The organism is Thiohalocapsa sp. ML1 (assembly GCF_001469165.1).
Taxonomy (GTDB): Bacteria; Pseudomonadota; Gammaproteobacteria; order Chromatiales; family Chromatiaceae; genus Thiohalocapsa.
In genome coordinates this window covers 39,549-54,369 of sequence record NZ_JABX01000036.1, presented here as the reverse complement: position 1 = coordinate 54,369, position 14,821 = coordinate 39,549, and the positions used below count along the sequence as shown (strand labels likewise).

Genomic DNA, 14,821 nt, shown 5'->3' with positions numbered 1-14,821 from the left:
TCAAGTGGTGGTGCGGTTGGGCGCTTGCGCGCGGCCGGCGGTCAGCGCCGCCCAGCGCAGCAGCAGCGCCTCGAACAAGAGCTGCTTGTTCACCGTGGACAGTGCCTCGGCCCGGGCGGCATAGACCTGTTGCAAATACCGGTGGCCGGGCTGCGGCGGTACCCGGGCGGCCAGGCCTCGCAGCCGGTCGCGGTGATCCGGATTGGTCAGGTGCTTCACCTGCGCGTCGGCGGCGAGGCGCAGCGCGTCGCTGATCCAACCCGCGAGCCAGTCCAATACTAGTGCGGGGTCTAGTGACTGCCAAGCCTGGGCAACGCCGAGCGGATCGGCGGCACCGGCCGCGACATCACTCAGGCCCTTGAGGCAGCCCTCGCGGGCGGCCAGAAGCTCCGCGGAGCCGAGCTCCAACGCCCGCAGCGGCGCGCCGTGAGCGATGGCGAGCAGGCGCTCCGGATCGAGCCCCTGCGGCAGGCGCTCGCGCAGCCATGGCAGCGCCTGCGCGGCGCTCGGGAGGCGCAGATGCAGGCGCTGGCAGCGGCTGCGGACGGTGGCCGGCAGGCCCGAGGGCGTCTCGGACACCAATAGCATCAGGGTCGATGCGCTCGGCTCCTCGAGTGTCTTCAAGAGCCCATTGGCGGCGACTCGGTTCATCGCCTCCGCGGGGGCGATGCGAAACACGGCGCGGCGTCCGCGGCTGGTGGTCATGGCCTGGCTCGCGCAAAGCTCGCGCACGGCATCCGCCTTGATCTCGTGGCTCTTGGATTCCGCGTCCGGCACCAACCGGGTCAGGTCGGGATGATTGCCGGCGGCGAGCAGATGGCAATCCGCGCACTGTGCGCAGGGCAGCCCCGCAGCGGTGGGCCGCTCGCACAGCAGCGCGGCGGCGAGCAGATCGGCAAACTGCCGCTTGCCGATGCCGGCGGGCCCGGTCATGAGCAGCGCGTGGCCGAGCCGGTCGCCGCGGATGGCGGTCGCCAGCGATTGCCAGGGTCCGTCGAACCAGGGCAGCGGCACCAGCGGCACGGGGTCGGACAGGATCATGCCGGCTCCGCGCCAGAGTCCGGCAGGGGGTTGATGCGCGTGATGTAGTCCTGCATCACGGCGCGCGTGCACGCAGCGACGAGCGCCGGCTCACGGGCGGCATCAATGCGCACAACGCGCGCGGGCTCCTGTTGCGCGCGCGCGAGATAGGCGCCGCGGACAGCCTCGTGAAAGGCCTGCTGCTCCTGCTCGAAGCGATCCGGCGCCGAGCGGCCTCGCGCGCGCGCCAGGCCCATGGCGGCGGGCAGGTCGAACAACAGCGTCAGGTCAGGCCGCAGTTCATCCTGCACCAGTTGCTCCAGCGCCGCGATGCGCGCCGTCGGCACACCGCGACCGCCGCCCTGATAGGCGTAGGTTGCGTCGGTGAACCGGTCGCAGACGACCCAGCGGCCCGCCGCGAGCGCCGGGCGGATGAGCCGTTGCACATGCTCGGCACGGGCCGCGAACATCAACAGCAGCTCGGTGTCGCCGTGCATGCCGGCGTTGGCTGGGTCGAGCAGCAGGCCGCGAATGCGCTCGGCGATGTCGGTGCCGCCCGGCTCGCGCGTCAGCACGACATCGCACCCGGCCTCGCGCACGCAGGCCGCGACGGCCTCGCGCTGCGTCGACTTGCCGGCGCCTTCGATGCCTTCGAGCGTGATGAAGCGCCCGCGCCGCGGCTGCGCCGACATGCTCAAGCGTCGGCCGCCGCCGTGGCGCCCGCCTCTTCGCCCGTGGCCTCGGCGTCCTCCGTGTCCTCGGCGTCCTTGGCCTGCATGGCCTCCTCGTCGCGGAGATTGGCGCAGGGCTTCTTGAGCTGGTAGTGCTGCACCGCGCAGTTGTGCTCTTCGTACGTCGCCGAGAAGTAGTGGCTGCCGTCGCCCCGCGCGACGAAGAAGATCTCGTCGCCGTCGGCGGGGTGCAGCACCGCGTGGATCGCCTCGCGCGCCGGCAGCGCGATGGGGGTCGGCGGCAGCGCCGGGATCACGTATGTGTTGTAGGGCGTTGCCTGACGCAGGTGCTCGCGGGTGATGTTGCCCTGGTAGGCGTCACCCAGGCCATAGATAACAGTGGGGTCGGTCTGGAGCTTCATGCCCTGCTGAAGTCGCCGGGCGAAGACACCGGCGATGCGCGGGCGCTCGGCGGCCTTGCCGGTCTCCTTCTCCACGATGGAGGCGAGGATCAGCGCCTCATAGGGGCTGTCGATGGGCAGGTCATCACCGCGGGCGGCCCATTCCTCTGCCAGCACCGCCTGCATGCGCTTGTGCGCGCGGGTCAGGATCTCGACGTCGGACGTGCCGCGCCGGTACAGGTAGGTATCCGGATAGAGCCAGCCCTCGGGATGCTCGGCATCGATGCCGAGACGCTCCATGATCTCGGCATCCGACAGGTTTCTGAGCTGGACATCGAACACGCCAGCTTCCGCGATCGTCTTGATCGCGTCGCGAAAGCGCGTGCCCGGCACGATGGTGACCGGAAACTGGATCGACTTGCCGCTCGCGAAGAGCGCGAGCAGGTCACCGGGACGCATGCCGGGTTCTATGGCGTACTCGCCGGCCTTGAGGGCATTCTGGCGCTCGGTTTCGTAGGCGTGCAGCGTGAACAGGAAGCGGCTCGGGATCCAGCCGCGATCGGCCAACTCATGGGCCACGCTGCGGATCGTCGCCCCATCGGGGATCTCCAAGACCGCCTGCTCTTCCAGCGCCACCGGCGTGGCGAGAAAACCCTCGTAGAGTTGCCAGCCGCCCCAGGCGGCGGCACCGCCGGCCAGCATCAGCACGAGCAACGTCGAGAGTATGGTCTTCATGCCGGGGTCTCCGGTTCAAGGGCGGCCTTCCGCACCCGTTCAAGCAAGGTCGCCGGAATGGCGGCGGAGTCAAAATATCGGTCCCGGACGCGCTCGACCGGCAGCACACCCAGCAACGCGTTGCTGATAAAGAGCCCGTCGGCCCCGAGCAGTTCCGGCAACGGCAGCGCGCGCTCAATGAAGCCGATGCCGAGCGCAGCCGCATGCTCGCGCACCACCTCACGCACGGTGCCGGCGACGCCGCAGCGATCCAGTGCCGGCGTCACGATGCCGTCTTGGAAGACGGCGAACAGATTCGCCGCGGTGCAGCAGATCGCCCGTCCGTGGTGGTCGCACATGATGCCGTCGTGCACCGCGGGATCGGACCACTCGGCACGCGCGAGCACCTGCTCCAGCCGGTTCAGGTGCTTGACGCCGGCCAGTCGCACATTGTCGCCGAGTCGGGTCTCGCACAGCGTCAGCCGAATGCCGTCTTCCGCGGCGAACACTGGCCCGGGCAGCCCGGCCGCAAAGGTCAGGATGCGGGTCGGCGTCGGCAGCGCGGGCGGCGCGTAGCCCCGTGGCCCGCTGCCGCGCGTCACAACCACCTTGAGCACACCGTCGGGCGCCGGCGCCCCGGCCAGGAGGACCTCGACCTCATCCCCCAGCAGGGTGGCGTCGGGTGATGCAATGGCCAGGCGCGCGCACCCGCGCTGCAAGCGTGCAAGGTGTCGTGCCCAGAGGCAGGGCTGGCGTGCGCGCACGGCGACGGTCTCAAACAGCCCGTCGCCATAGAGGAGACCGCGGTCCGTGACCGGCAGGGCAAGCGCCGGTCGGCCGTTGATGAGCGTCAGCGGCGGCTCCACCGCAGACACGCAGCCTTGGTGGCAAGCCCTGCGTCAGATGCGCTTGAAGATCAGCGTGCCGTTGGTGCCGCCGAAACCGAAGGAGTTGCTCAGCGCATACTCGATGCGCATCCGGCGTGCCTCGTTTGGCACGTAGTCCAGATCGCACTCCGGGTCGGGCGTGTGATAGTTGATGGTCGGCGGTGCCACCTGATCGCGGAGCGCCAGCACGCTGAAGATCGCCTCGGCACCGCCGGCTGCGCCCAGCATGTGTCCGGTCATGGACTTGGTAGAGCTCACGGCGACCTTGTACGCATGATCGCCCAGCGCGAGCTTGACGCCCTTGGTCTCGGCGATGTCGCCCGCGGGCGTTGAGGTGCCGTGGGCGTTGATGTAGTCGATGTCGCTTGGATTGATGCCGGCATCGTCCATCGCGAGCCGCATGCACTCGGCGGCACCAGTGCCGTCGGCGGACGGTGCGGTCATGTGATAGGCGTCGGAGTTCATGCCGATGCCGACCAGCTCGGCGAGGATCGGCGCGCCGCGCCGCACGGCGGCCTCGTACTCCTCCAGCACCATAACGCCGGCACCGTCGCTCAGCACGAAGCCGTCGCGGTCTTTGTCGAACGGACGGCTGGCGCCCGTGGGGTCATCGTTGCGCGTGGACAGGGCGCGGGCCGCCGCGAAGCCGCCGAGCCCGACAGGCGAGGTCGCCATCTCGGCACCACCCGCGACCATGGCATCGACGATGCCGTGGCGAATCATGTACGCGGCCTCGCCGATGTTGTGCGTGGCGGTGCTGCATGCCGAGACGATGGAGAAGTTCGGCCCCTTCAGGCCGTACTTGATCGAGATGTCGCCGGCGACCATATTGACGATGTTGGCCGGTACGAAATACGGCGAGATCTTGCGCGGACCACCCGCCGCATAGGCGGCGTAGTTGTTCTCGATGCCGGTGATGCCGCCGATGCCGGAGCCCACCGCGACGCCGATGCGTCTGCGCGTCTCATCCGTAATCGGCAACTCGGAGGTGTCGATGGCTTGGGTGCCCGCGGCCACGCCGTAGTGGATGAAGGCGTCCATCTTCCGCGCATCCTTCTTGGAGACGTACTGCGTCGCGTCGAAGCCGTAGATGGGCCCGCCGAAGCGGGTGCTGAAGGGCCCGACGTCAAAGTGAGTGATTGGCTGAATGCCGCTGCGCCCGGCAAGAATGCTTTCCCAGGCGGAGGCGATGTCGAGACCGACTGGCGCGACGATGCCGACCCCAGTGACGACGACCCTTCTACCTCTCATGCTTCACCTCTCGAAGACCTTCAACAGTGCTTTGCACCGCGACGCGGCGATATTGCCTTGACGTGGACGCGGCGGATGTCCGCGCTGCGCCCCGGAGTCAGGGTTGGATCACTTGTTCAGGTGCGTGTTGATGTAATCGATGGCTTCCTGGACCGTGGTGATCTTCTCCGCGTCCTCGTCCGGGATCTCCGTCTCGAACTCTTCCTCCAGCGCCATGACCAGCTCAACCGTGTCCAGGGAGTCGGCGCCGAGGTCATCGACGAACGACGACTCCAGCTTGACCTCTTCACCCGTCACCCCGAGCTGCTCGACGACGATTTTCGTGACTCGCTCTTGAACGCTCTCACCAGTGCTCATGCTGCTGTACCCTCTTGACGAATAGGCGCCGCGTCCACACGCGACCGCGGTATTCTAGTGACAAATCACTGCCGATAAAAGCTCGAAACAGCTTTACATCGGAGACCTAACAACTTGACGCGGCCTAATTTTTGATTACGCCCGTCAAGCCATGTACATGCCGCCATTGACATGGATCGTCTCGCCGGTGATATATCCCGCTGCCGGCGACGCGAGAAAGGCCACCGCGGCCGCGATATCCGCGGCCGCGCCCAGCCGCCCGAGCGGGATGGAACCCAGCAGGGCCTGACGCTGCTCATCGCCCAATGCGCGGGTCATGTCCGTGTCGATGAAGCCGGGGGCGACGCAGTTGACCGTGATGCCGCGGGAACCAACCTCCCGCGCCAGGGACTTGGTAAAGCCGATCATGCCGGCCTTGGCCGCGGCATAGTTGGCCTGGCCCGCGTTGCCGGTGGCACCCACGACGGAGCTGATGTTGATGATGCGCCCCTTGCGCGCCTTCGTCATGGATCGCAGGCAAGCCTTGGTGAGCCGGAACACCGAGGTCAGGTTGGTCGCGATGACGGCGTCCCAGTCCGCCTCCTGCATGCGCATCAGGAGCCCATCGCGCGTGATGCCGGCGTTGTTGACCAGAATCCCGGGAGCGACCCCAAAGGCCGAGCCGGCGCTCGCCAAGGCGGCCTCGATGGACGCGGCGTCGGTGACGTTGAGCTCGAGCCCGATCACCTTGCGCCCCTCGCCGGCGAGCTCATCGGCGATGCGCGCGGCGCCGGCTGCGGTGGTCGCCGTGCCGGCCACGGCAGCGCCTTGCGCCAGCAGGGACTCCGCGATGGCCCGCCCGATACCGCGACTCGCGCCGGTCACCAGCGCCACTTCACCGTCAAGCATGGTTCATCGCCTCCAGAGCTTGGTCGAGTCCGGCCGAATCGAACACCGGCAGTGTCGTGATGCTGCCGTCGATGCGCTTGCCGAGACCCGCCAGCACCTTGCCGGGGCCGGCCTCCACGGCGACGCTGATGCCCATGCCGGCCAGTGCTCGAATCGTTTCCACCCAGCGCACCGGGCTGTAGAGTTGCCGGACCAGGAGTCCGCGCAGATCATGCACGTCTGTGGCCACGGTTACCGTGACATTATGCAGAACCGGCACCGCGGGCATGCGCAATGTCGTCTCAGCAAGTCTTGTGCCGAGCTGCTCGGCCGCGTCGCGCATCAGCGCGCAGTGGGACGGCACGCTGACCGGCAGCACGACGGCACGCTTGGCACCGGCGCCCTTGGCCGCGGCGACGGCGCGCTCGACGGCGCCGCGCTGGCCCGCAACCACCACCTGCCCGGGCGCGTTGAAATTGACCGCCTCCAGCACCTCTCCCTGCGCCTGTGCCGCGCAGAGCGAGATCACCGCGTCCTCATCCAGGCCGAGCATTGCGGCCATCGCGCCCTCGCCCGCCGGCACGGCCGCCTGCATCAGCCTGGCGCGCTCGGCCACCAGCTTGACGGCGTCGGCAAAGTCGAGCGCCCCCGCGGCCACCAGCGCGGTGTACTCACCAAGGCTGTGCCCGGCCATGGCTGCCGGCATGGGTCCGCCGCGCGCCTGCCAGCAGCGCCAGACGGCGACGCCGGCACTGAGCATGACGGGCTGGGTGTTCTCGGTCTGATCGAGCGCTGCGGCCGGCCCCGCCGCGGCGAGCTGCCACAGATCGCGCCCGAGCACGGCGGAGGCCTCCGCGAACGTCTGCTGCACCTGTGGCTCTGTCCGCGCCAGGTCCCCCAGCATGCCGAGCGCCTGGGAGCCCTGGCCGGGGAAGAGAAAGGCGAGTGTCGTATGCGTCATCGGGAGCGCCGGCGGGCTGTAGCAAAAGGGACGGTGCGTGGCTCGTGCGGGCGCGTCAATAGCGCAGCAGCACCGCGCCCCAGGTAAAGCCGCCGCCGAAGGCCTCCATCAGCACGATCTGCCCACGCTGAATGCGGCCGTCGCGCACGGCCTCGTCGAAGGCCAGCGGCACCGAGGCGGCGGAGGTGTTGCCATGCCGTTCTACGGTGACGACCACCTGCTCCATCGGCAGGTCGAGCTTGCGGGCCGTGGCCTGAATGATGCGCAAATTCGCCTGATGCGGCACCAGCCAATGAATGTCGGCACGGGTCATGCCGTTGGCATCCAGTGCTTCGTCGACGATTCGCCCGAGCGTGGTGACGGCAACGCGAAACACCTCATTGCCGCGCATCTCCATGTACGGCGAGCCATTGCCGCCGTTGCCGATGCCCGCCGGCACCTGCAACAGCTCGCGGTGGGCGCCGTCGGCATGCAGGTGCGACGAGATGATGCCGGGGCTCTCGTCCGCACCCAGCACGACCGCGCCGGCGCCATCGCCGAACAGCACACAGGTGCCGCGGTCGGTCCAGTCGATGATGCGCGAGATGGTCTCGGCACCCACCACCAGCGCGCACCGGGCGGCACCGGTGCGGATGAACTGATCGGCGACACCCAGCGCATAGACGAAGCCGGTGCAGACCGCCTGAATGTCGAAGGCGGGGCAGCCGCGAATGTCCAGGCGATGCTGCAGCAGGCAGGCGTTGCTCGGGAAGATCTGATCCGGCGTGGTCGTTGCGACGATGATGAGATCAATGTCGGACGGCGCGATGCCGGCAGCGTCGATGGCCCGCCGCGCCGCGTGCTCGGCGAGGTCGCCGCAGGTCTCGCCGTCCGCGGCGACGCGACGCTCGGCGATGCCGGTCCGCTCACGGATCCAGGCATCGGTCGTGTCCACCATCCGCTCCAGGTCCTGATTGGTGACGACCTTCTCCGGCAGGTAGCCGCCGGTGCCGAGAATGCGGGAGAAGCTGCTCATGCGCTCGCCCGCACCGGCACAGGGTTCAGGTGCGCCGCAACCTCGTGCTCGATGCGCGCGATGACGTTGGCTTTGATCTCGTGCAGGGCGATGTGGATCGCATTCTCGAATGCCATCGCGTCGGCGCCGCCGTGGCTCTTCACGACGATGCCGCGCAGGCCGAGCAGGCTCGCGCCGTTGTAGCGACGGGGGTCGGCCTGCCGCTTGAACGCGCGCAACGTCGGCAGCGCGAGGAGCGCCGCGAGCCGCGACCAGAGGTTGCGGCGGAAGTGCTGCCCCAGCATGTGCGCGACGAGCTTCGCGACGCCCTCGCTGGACTTGAGCGCGACGTTGCCGACGAAGCCGTCCGCGACGACTAGGTCCACGTCGCCCATGAAGATGTCGTCGCCCTCGACGTAACCGGCATAGTTGAGGTTGCTCGCGCCGATGAGCTCGTGCGCGCGGCGCACCTGATCGTTGCCCTTGATCTCTTCCTGGCCGATGTTGAGTAGGCCGACGCGGGGCCGTGCAACACCTTCCACGGCCTTCACCAGCTCACTGCCCATCACCGCGAACTGGAACAGGTGCTCTGCGGTGCAGTCGACATTGGCGCCGAGGTCGAGCATATGGGTACGCCCGCGTCGGGACGGCATCGCGCTGATGATCGCCGGCCGGTCCACGTCCGGCAGCATCTTCAGCACAAAGCGTGCGGTGGCCATCAGCGCGCCGGTGTTGCCGGCGCTGACGCAGGCATCGGCAACCCCCTGCTTTACCAGGTCGATGGCCACGCGCATGGATGAGTCCTTCTTGCCGCGCAGCGCACGCGACGGGAGCTCGTCCATGCCCACCGTCTGACTCGCATGATGGATGCGGATGCGTTCGCGCTGCTCCGGCCGCGATTGCGCGGCCAGCAGCGGTTCCAGCACGTCGTGCTGCCCCACCAGGACCAGATCCACGGACGGCGCGCGCGCGAGAAAGGCGCACGCAGCAGAGACCACGACCTCTGCGCCATGATCGCCACCCATCGCGTCCAGCGCGATCGTGGCTTGCCGGCTCACTGCCCGCTGCCCCGCGGTGCCACCTGCGGACACTTACTCGGATTCAGAGCGGTCGACGACCTTGCGGCCGCGATAGAAGCCGTCGGGCGTCACATGATGCCGGCGGTGGACTTCACCGGTGGTGGGGTCTTCGGACAAGGTCGGCTTGGACAGGGCGTCGTGCGAGCGGCGCATGCCGCGCTTCGACGGAGTCTTGCGGTTCTGTTGAACGGCCATGATGGGTCTCTCTCGTATCCTTCTCGCTGCGCACGCGCGAACAACGTGCACAAAAGGGCTGATTCAATGGCGGCGCTTGAGCGACTCAAGTACCGCGAAGGGATTGTCCTTGGCGCGCACCGACGTGTCGGCCGATTCGTCCGGCTGCTCGTAGTGCGGTGGCCGACAGGTGCCGGCCGGGTGGCGGGCCACCGCCGGCAGTGCCAGCAGCAGCTCGTCCTCCACCAGGCCAGCCGGGTCCACTGCACCGTCTTCGGGCAGCAGCGGCTCGTAGTCCTCCGGGAGTTGCGCGGCCTGATCCAGGCCCACCACCACCGCGAGGGTGAATTCGCTCGCCACCGGCAACGAGACGATGCCGTTACAGCGCTCGCAGGGCAGACGAAGCGTCGCCGTCACCTCGCCCTGGACCAGGGCCCGACCGCCTGCATCCCGCCGGAAGCTGAGCCGGTAGGCCACAGACTCCTCGCCCGTTGCAGGCTCGCAAATCACCTGCGCGAGCCGCGGCAGCCTCACCAGCGGCAAGGTTCCGGTGAGCTCCCGGCCGATCTCCGCAAGCCGTCGCGGATCCACCGAGTCTGGAAACGGGTCGCACATAAGCCGACAAGGGTAACTCACTGAGGTAGGACCGGCAAGGGGCCAGCGCTTGGACCCGCCTTGTTATCGGCGCCAGCACCGATCCCGCGGCGCGCCGGGCGCGGTGCCTGTGCGCGCACGGCGCCGATCAATTCCCGGTCAGGGCGAGCAGTATGCCGGCGGCCACCGCGGAGCCGATCACACCGGCGACGTTCGGCCCCATGGCATGCATCAACAGGAAGTTGTGATGGTCCGCTTCGAGTCCGACCCTATTGACGACCCGCGCCGACATGGGCACGGCGGACACGCCGGCCGCGCCGATCAAGGGGTTCACCTTGCCGCCCGTGACGCGGTGCATCATCTTGCCCATGATCACGCCGGCCGCGGTGCCGATAGAGAACGCGAGCGCCCCGAGCACCAGAATGCCGAGGGTCTGCAACGAGAGGAACGTGTCCGCCGACAGCTTCGAGCCGATGGCGAGCCCGAGCATGATGGTGACAATGTTGATGATCTCGTTCTGCGCCGCACGGCTCAGGCGTTCGACGACACCGCATTCCCGCAGCAGGTTGCCGAAGGTCAGCATGCCGATCAGCGGCGCCGCCGACGGCAGCAGCAGCGCGCAAAGGAGCAGCACGACCAACGGAAACAAGATGCGCTCCAACTGCGACACTGGCCGCAGTTGCTGCATGACGACGCGACGCTCCGCCTGTGTCGTCAACGCGCGCATGATGGGCGGCTGGATGATCGGCACCAGGGCCATGTAGGAGTAAGCCGCAACGGCGATGGCCCCGAGCAGGTCCGGCGCCAGTCGCGATGCCAGGAAGATCGCGGTCGGGCCGTCCGCGCCGCCGATGATGGCGATGGCCGCCGCATCCTGCAGCGTGAAATCGAAGCCCGGCACGAAGTTCAGCAGCACCGCCCCGATCAGTGTCGCGAAGATGCCGAACTGCGCGGCGGCCCCGAGCAGCAGCGTCGAGGGCCGGGCGATGAGCGCGCCGAAGTCCGTGAGCGCACCGACCCCCATGAAGATCAGGAGCGGGAAGATCCCGGTCTCGACCCCGACGGCGTAGATCATGCCGGTCATGCCGTTGGGCCCGCCGATGTCGGCCACCGGAATATTGCTAAGAAAGGCGCCGAAACCGATGGGCACGAGCAGCAGCGGCTCGAACTTCTTGGCGATAGCCAGATAGATGAGCAGGCAGCCCACGGCCATCATGAGCGCCTGGCCGAAGTCCATGTTGGCGATGCCCATGGACTCCCAGAGCTTCAGCAATGGGTCCATCGGCGTCAGCCCAGGCTCAGCAGCGGTGCGCCGAGGGCCACCGCGTCGCCCGGCTTCACGCGAATCTCCTGCACCTGGCCGGCGCCTGCCGCACGAACCTCGGTTTCCATTTTCATCGCTTCCAGCACCAGCAGCACGTCACCGGCGCCAACCTGCTGGCCCGGCTGCACCGCAACCCGGACGATGCTGCCGGCAAGCGGGGCCGCCACGATCTGCGCCGGGCCCGCGGCGACCGCGGTCGGCATCACAGCGCTCGGCGCGGCGGCGATGGACTCCACCGCGCCTTCCGGCGACACGGTGACGGCGTAGCTGCGCCCATCGACCTCGACCCGGTAGCGTTCCGGGCCGGCCGGTGGGGAAGCTGCCGCCGGCTGCGCCACGGGCATGGCCGCCGCCGCGGCCTTCTCTTTCGCATCCAGCTCCCAGGGCCGCGGCTCGAAGGCGCTCGGGTCATCCCGGTGCTCCAGGAACTTGAGCCCCACCTGGGGGAACATGGCGTAGATCAGCACATCGTCGATCTTCGCCGCGGCAAGCCTGAGCTTGCGCTCCGCGGCGATGCCGTCGAGCTCCGCCGTGAGCCGATCGAGCTCCGGTACCAGCTCGTCGGCCGGCCGGCAGGTGATGGGCTGCTCGCCGTCGGCGAGCACGCGTGCCTGCAGCGCCGCGTTCACCGGGGCCGGGGTCGTGCCGTAGGTGCCTTTCAGCACACCCGCGGTCTCGGTGGTGATGCTCTTGTAGCGCTCGCCCATCAGCACGTTCAGCACCGCCTGGCTGCCGACGATCTGGCTCGTCGGCGTCACCAGCGGAATGAAGCCCAGGTCCTCGCGCACGCGCGGGATCTCTTCCAGCACCTCATCCATACGGTCCTGTGCGCCCTGCTCGCGAAGCTGATTTTCCATGTTGGTCAACATGCCGCCTGGCACCTGTGCGACGAGGATGCGCGAGTCCACGCCCTTGAGGGAGCCCTCGAAGCGCGCGTACTTCTTGCGCACCTCGCGGAAGTAAGCGGCGATTTCTTCCAACAGCTTGAGATCGAGCCCGGTATCGCGAGGCGTCCCCTCAAGGACCGCAACGAGGGATTCCGTCGCCGAGTGACCGTAGGTCATGCTCATGGAGGAAATGGCCGTATCGAGCAGGTCGATGCCGGCCTCGGCCGCCTTGAGATAGGTGGCCGTGCTCATGCCCGTGGTGGCGTGGCACTGCATGGCGATGGGGATCGTGCAGGTCGCTTTCAGGCGCGAGACCAGCTCTTCGACCACGTAAGGACGCATCAGCCCCGCCATATCCTTGATGCAGATGGAATGGCAGCCCATATCCTCGATGCGCCGGCCCATGTCCACCCAGTAATCCATGTTGTGCACGGGGCTCACCGTGTAGGACATGGTGCCCTGGGCGTGGGCGTCGGTGCGCAGCGCCGCGCGCACGGCCTGCTCCAGGTTCCTCGGATCGTTCATCGCATCGAAGATGCGGAATACGCCGATGCCGTTGGCGGCGGCGCGCTCGACGAACTTATCCACCACATCGTCGGCGTAGTGGCGATAGCCGAGCAGGTTCTGCCCGCGCAGCAGCATCTGCTGCGGCGTATTCGGCATCGCCGCGTGCAACTGCCGCAACCGCTCCCATGGGTCCTCGCCCAGGTAGCGGATGCAGGCGTCGAAGGTTGCTCCGCCCCAGCTCTCCATCGACCAGTAGCCAACCCGGTCCAGCTTGTCTGCGATGGGCAGCATGTCCTCGATACGCATCCGCGTCGCGAGCAAAGACTGGTGTGCGTCGCGCAGCACGAGCTCGGTGATCCCGAGGGGTTTCTTCTCAGTCATGGGGGCTGATCTCTGGGAACGGCGAAAGGGGGAACATCAGCAGCGCCGGTGCGTCAGCGGCGGCTGCCGGCGTGGTCGGCCCGGTAACGGGCGATGGCGGCGGCGATGACGGCCAGCGGCGCCGCATCCGCCCCGCCGGCGGCGACGAGGGCGGATGAGGGCATGGGCTCGGGCTCAATGGCGATGGGCGAGATCCTCAGCGCCGCCCAGGACATGACCCGCAGAATGCCGACCAGCAGCAGCAGGAAACTAAAGACGATGGTCATGCCGATGAGCATGATCACCAGGCTCTCGATCAGCATCGGCGTCGGACTCATGGCGCTGGCCTCAGGTGGCGCCGGGCGTCAGCGGGCATCGAACGGATGCCGCACGACGACGGTCTGCGCCCGGTCCGCTCCGGTGGAGACGATATCGACGGGCACGCCACCGAGCGCCTCGATGGTCTCCAGATAGCGGCGTGCCGCGGCCGGCAGCGCGTCCAGCGAGCCCGCGCCGACGGTGGATTCGTCCCAGCCGGGCAGCTCGATGAACTGGGGCTTGACGCGGGCGAGCGCGTCGGCATCCACCGGCGGGGCGTCCAGCAGGGTGCCGTCGAGCTCGTAGGCGGTGCAGATGCGCAGCGTCTGGATGCCGTCCAGCACGTCCAACTTCGTGATGCAGAGACCGGAGATGCTGTTGATGATGAAGGAGCGCTTGAGCGCCACCATGTCCAGCCAGCCGCAACGGCGCTTGCGCCCGGTGGTGGCGCCGAACTCGTGGCCCTGGGCGCCCAGGTATTCGCCGTCGGCATCGAACAGCTCGGTCGGGAAGGGCCCGCCGCCGACGCGGGTCGTGTAGGCCTTGACGATACCGAGGATGTAGTCCAAATCACGGGGTCCGACCCCGCTGCCGCTCGCGGCACCGCCGGCCGTGGTCGTGGACGACGTGACGAACGGATAGGTACCGTGGTCGATGTCCAACAGCGCCCCCTGCGCCCCCTCGAACAGCAGGTTGGCGCCCTCACCGCGCATGCGCGCGAGCCGCCCGATGATGTCGTCTACCATGGGCGCCAGTTGTTCGCCGTGGCGCAGTGCCGCGTCCAGCGTGGACGCGAAGTCCACCGCCGGGGCGTTGAAATAGTGCTCAAGGGCGAAGTTGTGATACTCCAGCACCTCGCGCAACCGCTCCTCGAAGTGGGCGGGGTCCATGAGCTCGCCCAAGCGGATGCCGCGCCGGGCGATCTTGTCCTCGTAGGCCGGGCCGATGCCCCGCCCGGTAGTGCCGATGGCCTTGGCACCGCGGGCCTGCTCGCGCGCGGTATCGAGCGCAATGTGATAGGGCAGAATCAGCGCACAGGCCGGGCTGATGCCGAGCCGCTCGCGCACAGGAATGCCCCGCTCCTCCAGTTTCTCGGTCTCGGCCAGCAGCGCCTCCGGCGACAGCACGACGCCGTTGCCGATGAGGCAGCGCACGCCGTCATGCAGGATGCCGGACGGGATCAGGTGCAGGATGGTCTGCTGGCCGTCGATGACCAGCGTGTGGCCGGCATTATGGCCGCCCTGAAAACGCACCACGGCATCGGCCCGCTCGGTGAGCAGGTCGACGATCTTCCCCTTGCCCTCGTCGCCCCATTGGGTACCGATGACAACAACGCTCTTACCCATGTCGCTTCACTCTCCGCCGGCCACCGACCGAATCAAGGGGCCACAAGTTAACACGATGTTCATCTGCGGGCGCCGCACACCGTTGGCGCGCTGCGCGCGGCCGGCGGCG

The 14,821-nt window shown here is 68.1% G+C and carries 16 protein-coding genes; all 16 read right to left on the bottom strand.

Annotation, left to right across the window (positions count from 1 at the left end; genetic code table 11):
* On the bottom strand, nucleotides 1–1,041 hold the full coding sequence (locus ML01_RS19625; RefSeq protein ID WP_058557089.1) for a DNA polymerase III subunit delta': 1,041 nt from the start codon (nucleotides 1,039–1,041) through the stop codon (nucleotides 1–3).
* A complete protein-coding gene (tmk, locus tag ML01_RS19620) occupies nucleotides 1,038–1,712 on the bottom strand; it encodes a dTMP kinase (RefSeq protein ID WP_058557088.1) in 675 nt (224 codons plus the stop codon). The genes ML01_RS19625 and tmk overlap by 4 nt, the downstream gene beginning before the upstream one ends.
* A gap of 2 nt (nucleotides 1,713–1,714) precedes the next feature.
* Entirely contained in the window at nucleotides 1,715–2,827 is a 1,113-nt protein-coding gene (gene mltG, locus ML01_RS19615; RefSeq protein ID WP_082674459.1) for an endolytic transglycosylase MltG, read from the bottom strand.
* Entirely contained in the window at nucleotides 2,824–3,681 is an 858-nt protein-coding gene (gene pabC, locus ML01_RS19610) for an aminodeoxychorismate lyase (RefSeq protein ID WP_216819235.1), read from the bottom strand. The genes mltG and pabC overlap by 4 nt, the downstream gene beginning before the upstream one ends.
* A gap of 24 nt (nucleotides 3,682–3,705) precedes the next feature.
* On the bottom strand, nucleotides 3,706–4,944 hold the full coding sequence (gene fabF / locus ML01_RS19605; protein WP_058557087.1) for a beta-ketoacyl-ACP synthase II: 1,239 nt from the start codon (nucleotides 4,942–4,944) through the stop codon (nucleotides 3,706–3,708).
* A 108-nt stretch (nucleotides 4,945–5,052) separates the two neighbouring features.
* Nucleotides 5,053–5,301 (bottom strand): acyl carrier protein, encoded by a 249-nt coding sequence (gene acpP, locus ML01_RS19600; RefSeq protein WP_058557086.1) that lies wholly within the window; start codon nucleotides 5,299–5,301, stop codon nucleotides 5,053–5,055.
* A 144-nt stretch (nucleotides 5,302–5,445) separates the two neighbouring features.
* Complete coding sequence (gene fabG, locus ML01_RS19595; RefSeq protein ID WP_058557085.1) at nucleotides 5,446–6,189, bottom strand: 3-oxoacyl-ACP reductase FabG; 744 nt, start codon at nucleotides 6,187–6,189, stop codon at nucleotides 5,446–5,448.
* Nucleotides 6,182–7,129, bottom strand: coding sequence for an ACP S-malonyltransferase (gene fabD / locus ML01_RS19590; protein ID WP_058557084.1), 948 nt, complete (start codon nucleotides 7,127–7,129; stop codon nucleotides 6,182–6,184). The genes fabG and fabD overlap by 8 nt, the downstream gene beginning before the upstream one ends.
* Before the next feature lie 55 nt (nucleotides 7,130–7,184).
* Nucleotides 7,185–8,144 carry a beta-ketoacyl-ACP synthase III gene (locus tag ML01_RS19585; protein ID WP_058557083.1) on the bottom strand — a complete coding sequence of 320 codons (960 nt, stop codon included), beginning with the start codon at nucleotides 8,142–8,144 and terminating at the stop codon, nucleotides 7,185–7,187.
* Nucleotides 8,141–9,181: a phosphate acyltransferase PlsX gene (gene plsX, locus ML01_RS19580; RefSeq protein ID WP_058557082.1), complete on the bottom strand. Its 1,041-nt coding sequence runs from the start codon at nucleotides 9,179–9,181 to the stop codon at nucleotides 8,141–8,143. Before plsX ends, ML01_RS19585 begins: the two co-directional genes overlap by 4 nt.
* 33 nt (nucleotides 9,182–9,214) lie before the next feature.
* Nucleotides 9,215–9,397 carry a 50S ribosomal protein L32 gene (gene rpmF / locus ML01_RS19575; protein ID WP_058557081.1) on the bottom strand — a complete coding sequence of 61 codons (183 nt, stop codon included), beginning with the start codon at nucleotides 9,395–9,397 and terminating at the stop codon, nucleotides 9,215–9,217.
* A 63-nt stretch (nucleotides 9,398–9,460) separates the two neighbouring features.
* A complete protein-coding gene (locus tag ML01_RS19570) occupies nucleotides 9,461–9,967 on the bottom strand; it encodes a DUF177 domain-containing protein (RefSeq protein WP_162268067.1) in 507 nt (168 codons plus the stop codon).
* A gap of 151 nt (nucleotides 9,968–10,118) precedes the next feature.
* Nucleotides 10,119–11,252 carry a sodium ion-translocating decarboxylase subunit beta gene (locus ML01_RS19565; protein WP_058557079.1) on the bottom strand — a complete coding sequence of 378 codons (1,134 nt, stop codon included), beginning with the start codon at nucleotides 11,250–11,252 and terminating at the stop codon, nucleotides 10,119–10,121.
* A gap of 5 nt (nucleotides 11,253–11,257) precedes the next feature.
* Nucleotides 11,258–13,069 carry a sodium-extruding oxaloacetate decarboxylase subunit alpha gene (oadA, locus tag ML01_RS19560; RefSeq protein ID WP_058557078.1) on the bottom strand — a complete coding sequence of 604 codons (1,812 nt, stop codon included), beginning with the start codon at nucleotides 13,067–13,069 and terminating at the stop codon, nucleotides 11,258–11,260.
* 53 nt (nucleotides 13,070–13,122) lie between these two features.
* Nucleotides 13,123–13,386: an OadG family protein gene (locus tag ML01_RS19555; protein ID WP_058557077.1), complete on the bottom strand. Its 264-nt coding sequence runs from the start codon at nucleotides 13,384–13,386 to the stop codon at nucleotides 13,123–13,125.
* Between the two features lie 27 nt (nucleotides 13,387–13,413).
* Nucleotides 13,414–14,712: an adenylosuccinate synthase gene (locus ML01_RS19550; RefSeq protein ID WP_058557076.1), complete on the bottom strand. Its 1,299-nt coding sequence runs from the start codon at nucleotides 14,710–14,712 to the stop codon at nucleotides 13,414–13,416.
* Nucleotides 14,713–14,821: the final 109 nt, after the last annotated feature.

Coding starts and splice junctions, on each gene's coding strand:
- ML01_RS19565 (WP_058557079.1), bottom strand. CDS start 11,252: ATGGACCCATTGCTGAAGCTCTGGGAGTCCATGGGCATCGCCAACATG.
- fabD (WP_058557084.1), bottom strand. CDS start 7,129: ATGACGCATACGACACTCGCCTTTCTCTTCCCCGGCCAGGGCTCCCAG.
- ML01_RS19550 (WP_058557076.1), bottom strand. CDS start 14,712: ATGGGTAAGAGCGTTGTTGTCATCGGTACCCAATGGGGCGACGAGGGC.
- oadA (WP_058557078.1), bottom strand. CDS start 13,069: ATGACTGAGAAGAAACCCCTCGGGATCACCGAGCTCGTGCTGCGCGAC.
- mltG (WP_082674459.1), bottom strand. CDS start 2,827: ATGAAGACCATACTCTCGACGTTGCTCGTGCTGATGCTGGCCGGCGGT.
- fabG (WP_058557085.1), bottom strand. CDS start 6,189: ATGCTTGACGGTGAAGTGGCGCTGGTGACCGGCGCGAGTCGCGGTATC.
- ML01_RS19625 (WP_058557089.1), bottom strand. CDS start 1,041: ATGATCCTGTCCGACCCCGTGCCGCTGGTGCCGCTGCCCTGGTTCGAC.
- acpP (WP_058557086.1), bottom strand. CDS start 5,301: ATGAGCACTGGTGAGAGCGTTCAAGAGCGAGTCACGAAAATCGTCGTC.
- fabF (WP_058557087.1), bottom strand. CDS start 4,944: ATGAGAGGTAGAAGGGTCGTCGTCACTGGGGTCGGCATCGTCGCGCCA.
- tmk (WP_058557088.1), bottom strand. CDS start 1,712: ATGTCGGCGCAGCCGCGGCGCGGGCGCTTCATCACGCTCGAAGGCATC.
- ML01_RS19555 (WP_058557077.1), bottom strand. CDS start 13,386: ATGAGTCCGACGCCGATGCTGATCGAGAGCCTGGTGATCATGCTCATC.
- rpmF (WP_058557081.1), bottom strand. CDS start 9,397: ATGGCCGTTCAACAGAACCGCAAGACTCCGTCGAAGCGCGGCATGCGC.
- ML01_RS19585 (WP_058557083.1), bottom strand. CDS start 8,144: ATGAGCAGCTTCTCCCGCATTCTCGGCACCGGCGGCTACCTGCCGGAG.